3 protein-coding genes and 1 pseudogene are annotated in these 4,460 nt (G+C 71.5%); all 4 read right to left on the bottom strand.

Annotated features, from left to right (window positions below):
- Nucleotides 1–132: 132 nt before the first annotated feature.
- Complete coding sequence (locus J1C73_RS30625; RefSeq protein WP_207319221.1) at nt 133–924, bottom strand: enoyl-CoA hydratase/isomerase family protein; 792 nt, start codon at nt 922–924, stop codon at nt 133–135.
- A 152-nt stretch (nt 925–1,076) separates the two neighbouring features.
- Nucleotides 1,077–1,298 carry a helix-turn-helix domain-containing protein gene (locus J1C73_RS30630; RefSeq protein ID WP_007263382.1) on the bottom strand — a complete coding sequence of 74 codons (222 nt, stop codon included), beginning with the start codon at nt 1,296–1,298 and terminating at the stop codon, nt 1,077–1,079.
- A 341-nt stretch (nt 1,299–1,639) separates the two neighbouring features.
- Nucleotides 1,640–3,238: an ABC-F family ATP-binding cassette domain-containing protein gene (locus tag J1C73_RS30635; protein ID WP_207319222.1), complete on the bottom strand. Its 1,599-nt coding sequence runs from the start codon at nt 3,236–3,238 to the stop codon at nt 1,640–1,642.
- Between the two features lie 386 nt (nt 3,239–3,624).
- Nucleotides 3,625–4,460, bottom strand: a pseudogene (locus J1C73_RS30640) (hypothetical protein); the annotation flags it as partial.

Here is a 4,460-nt window from a genome sequence, read left to right on the forward strand (position 1 = left end):
TCGGCGCCCCCGGGGGCGCCGGAGACCTCGGAAAGCTGAACCGGGCGCCTCGGGCAGCCGAACGCGGGCCGGGCCGGGCGCGCCGCGTTCGGCCGGCCGGCCGAGGCGGTGTGCCCCCGGCCGGGTGAGGTATCAGTCGGACATGCCCGCCAGGTCGCGCAGCCGGCGGCCCTGCGCGGCCCGCTCGGCGGTGCGCTGGTCCTCGTACGTACGGGAGACGGCCCCGCTCAACAGGGCCTTGGTCTCGACGAGGGCGTCGCGCGGGGCGGCCAGCAGGGCGCCGGCCAGGTCGCGGGCGGCTCCTTCGAGCTCCTCGGCGGGCACCACGAGGTTGGCCAGTCCGGTGCGCTCGGCCTCCGGAGCGTGCACGAAGCGGCCGGTGGCGCAGATTTCGAGCGCGCGTGCGTACCCCACCAGGTGCACCAGGGGGTGCGTGCCGGTGAGGTCGGGCACCAGACCGAGGCTGGTCTCGCGCATGGCGAACTGCACGTCCTCGGCGACGATCCGCAGATCGCAGGCGAGAGCGAGCTGGAAGCCCGCACCGATGGCATGTCCCTGGACGGCCGCGATCGACACGATGTCGTTGCGACGCCACCAGGTGAAAGCCTCCTGGTACTCGGCGATGACCCCGTCGAGCTCGGCCTCGGGGCCACGCCCCATGTCGAGGAAGGACGGCTCGCCGTCGAAGCCCTCGGGGGTGAACGCCTGGCGGTCGAGACCGGCGGAGAAGGACACGCCTTCGCCGCGCAGCACGACGACCCGCACACTGCCGGGCAGGGCCCGTCCGGCCTCTGTCAACGCCCGCCACAGAGCGGGGGACTGAGCGTTGCGCTTGGCCGGATTGGTGAGGGTCACCGTGGCAATCGCGTCATCGACGGTGAGTCGTACGCCGTCCTTGTCGAGCACGGAGTCGAGCGAGGTCATGGAGCGCCTCCGGTTCGGGTGCAGTCAGCACATGGAGCTAAGTGACTGAACAGTAACCACCCGATCGACCGCACGGTCGACCGGGTGGCCACCGCCGAAACCGGTGAGCCCCGGGGCAGGTCGTACGACCTGCCCCGATCCGCCGACGACTGTCAGGCCGCCGCGGCCTTCTTGCCTCGTGTCGCGCCGCCGCGTCCTCGCAGCGTCACTCCGGACTCGCTGAGCATCCGGTGGACGAATCCGTAGGAGCGGCCGGTTTCCTCGGCCAACGCCCGGATGCTCGCACCGGAGTCGTACTTCTTCTTCAGGTCTGCCGCGAGCTTGTCGCGCGCGGCGCCGGTTACCCGGCTGCCCTTCTTCAGAGTCTCGGCCACCCGTGCCTCCTCGTGGGAAGTGCGCTCTGGACTCTCATGATCACCCCTCCGGAGCTTCCTGGCCACCCATTCGGCAAGGTCCGTGCAACCGGATTCACGCCCCGGGAGTGCGCCGGACTGATCGGAATCCTGCATTCCGCAGGGCTGTGACGGGCCCGGGGGGGAACTCCCCGGGAGGAACGTCCAGGTCAGGGCCGCGAGGGGAGTGCGCCCGCATATGGGTGCGCCCGGCAGCTATCTGCCGGGCGCCGCGCCGAGGTACGAGACGTACTCACACAGATGAGGGATCACGCGTAGGCCGAATGATCCAGTGGGAGTGGATCAGCGGGCGGCGGGACGGGTCAGGCCAGCGAGACCAGGTCCCGGTAGTCCGCACCCCACAGGTCCTCGATGCCGTCGGGCAGCAGGATGATGCGCTCGGGCTGGAGCGCCTCGACCGCGCCCTCGTCGTGCGTGACGAGGACGACGGCGCCCTTGTACGTGCGCAGCGCGCCGAGGATCTCCTCGCGGCTGGCCGGGTCGAGGTTGTTGGTGGGCTCGTCGAGCAGCAGCACGTTGGCGGAGGAGACCACCAGCGTCGCCAGGGCGAGCCGGGTCTTCTCACCGCCGGAGAGCACCCCGGCGGGCTTGTCCACGTCGTCCCCGGAGAAGAGGAACGAGCCGAGCGTCTTGCGGACCGCGACGAGGTCGAGGTCGGGCGCCGCGGAGCGCATGTTCTCCAGGACGGTGCGGTTCGGGTCGAGGGTCTCGTGCTCCTGGGCGTAGTAGCCGAGCTTGAGCCCGTGGCCCTCGATGATGTCGCCCGTGTCGGCCTTCTCCGCGCCGCCGAGGAGCCGGAGCAGGGTGGTCTTGCCGGCGCCGTTGAGGCCGAGGATGACGACCCGGGAGCCCTTGTCGATGGCCAGGTCGACGTCGGTGAAGATCTCCAGGGATCCGTAGGACTTGGAGAGGCCCTCCGCCATCAGCGGGGTCTTGCCGCACGGCGAGGGGTCCGGGAAGCGCAGCTTGGCGACCTTGTCGGAGACCCGTACGGCATCCAGGCCGGAGAGCAGCCGGTCGGCGCGCTTGGCCATGTTCTGCGCGGCCACGGTCTTGGTGGCCTTGGCGCGCATCTTGTCCGCCTGGGCGTTGAGCGTCGCGGCCTTCTTCTCGGCGTTCTGCCGCTCGCGCTTGCGGCGCTTCTCGTCGGCGTCGCGCTGCTGCTGGTAGAGCTTCCAGCCCATGTTGTAGACGTCGATCTGCGACCGGTTGGCGTCGAGGCAGAAGACCTTGTTGACGACGGTCTCGACGAGCTCGACATCGTGGGAGATCACGATGAAGCCGCCGCGGTAGCTCTTGAGGTAGTCGCGCAGCCAGACGATCGAGTCGGCGTCGAGGTGGTTGGTGGGCTCGTCGAGGAGCAGGGTGTCGGCGTCCGAGAAGAGGATCCTGGCCAGTTCGACACGTCGGCGCTGACCGCCGGAGAGCGTGTGGAGCGGCTGGGCGAGCACCCGGTCGGGCAGGCTGAGGGCCGCGGCGATGGTGGCGGCCTCGGCCTCGGCGGCGTATCCGCCCTTGGTGAGGAACTCCGTCTCCAGGCGCTCGTACTTCTTCATCGCCTTCTCGCGGGTGGCGCCCTTGCCGTTCGCCATCCGCTCCTCGTTCTCGCGCATCTTGCGGAGGATCTCGTCGAGGCCGCGGGCCGAGAGGATGCGGTCCCGGGCGAGCACGTCGAGGTCGCCGGTGCGCGGGTCCTGCGGGAGGTAGCCGACCTCGCCGGAGCGGGTGATGGTGCCGGCCGCGGGGGTGCCCTCGCCGGCGAGGCACTTGGTGAGGGTGGTCTTGCCCGCTCCGTTGCGGCCGACGAGGCCGATGCGGTCGCCCTTGGCGATGCGGAAGGAGGCGGATTCGATAAGCAGGCGGGCGCCGGCGCGCAGCTCGATGCCGGAGGCGGTGATCACGGGAAAAACTCCAGGGCGGAATGGACGGCGGAGGAACGGTTAGCGATTCACGACTCGAACGCCGCTACTCACGCATACGCACAAGGAGAGTTGCCATGAGGACCAGTCTACTGGCGGTGTCCAATCACCTTTCCGCCTGCTCCAGCGCGGTTGCCGAGAACCCGCCCAGCGCTCCTGAGCGACTCCGCTCCGTGAGCAATCAGGGGCATTGCGGTGTGAACTGTTCGACACTCGGAGCAGGACCGCGCGCAGCCGGGCCGGCCGGGGGCGACCGGATCCCGGGCCGGGTCACCCCGGAGTCCTGGACGCACGGCCGTCAGGTCGGCCGACAGCCTCTGCGGGCGGTCCGGCCGGCCTCGGGTCTCCCCCGGCCGGCCGGACCGTTCTCAGGCTCCGCCGGTGTGCACCTGGAACGCCGCCTTGCGGACGGCTTTGGCGAGCGCGGGGTCGGGGTGTGCGGCGGCCAGCGCCACCAGTACCTGGACGGTGCGCGGATGGCCGACCGCCCGTACCTCGTCGAGCAGGGCCGGGACGCTGCCCTGCACGGCCGAGTCGAGGTGGCGGACCAGCAGTCCGGTCTCGCCGTGGTCGGCCACGGCCGCCGCGGTGTCGACCCAGAGCCAGGTGGCCTCCTCGCGGCTGAGGACCTCCTGGGCGTCCTCGGGGTCGGCCCCTTCGTACTCGGCGAGCCAGAGCAGCGCGTAGGGGCGCAGCGACGGGTCGGCGACGACGGAGCGCACCTCGGGCTCGGCGGGTGCGCCGACGACGCGGAGCGCCTCGAAGGCGAGCCCGCGCAGCAGCGCGTCCTCGCCCCGGGCCACCCCGAGGAGTTCGGCGACGGCGCTGCCGACGGGGCGGGCCGCCAGCCAGGCGCGGTATTCGGCACGGGCCGGTCCGGGGGTGAGCCGGGCGCAGCCCAGCAGCATGTCGGCGGCGGACTGCTCGATGTTCCCGGCCGGGCTCTGGGCGGCGACGCAGATCTGTTCCAGCTTGACCCAGACCGCCCAGTTGCCGAGCGGGGTGAGGGTGGCGTGCCCGGAGCCGAGGGTGAGCGCCCCGACGGCGGCCAGCCCCTCCAGGGCCCAGTCCAGCAGGAGGGCGACCAGCGCCTCGGGGTGGGTGGTGGCCTCGTGGAGTTCGGCGACGCGCTGGCCCAGGAGGTCGAGGAGGGCGGGCACGGTGACCGGGCCCGCCGAGAGCTGGAGGAGGGAGAGCACCTGGG

Origin of the sequence: Streptomyces laculatispora (assembly GCF_017353455.1) — a bacterium.
Taxonomy (GTDB): Bacteria; Actinomycetota; Actinomycetes; order Streptomycetales; family Streptomycetaceae; genus Streptomyces; species Streptomyces laculatispora.

Coding starts and splice junctions, on each gene's coding strand:
- J1C73_RS30625 (WP_207319221.1), bottom strand. CDS start 924: ATGACCTCGCTCGACTCCGTGCTCGACAAGGACGGCGTACGACTCACC.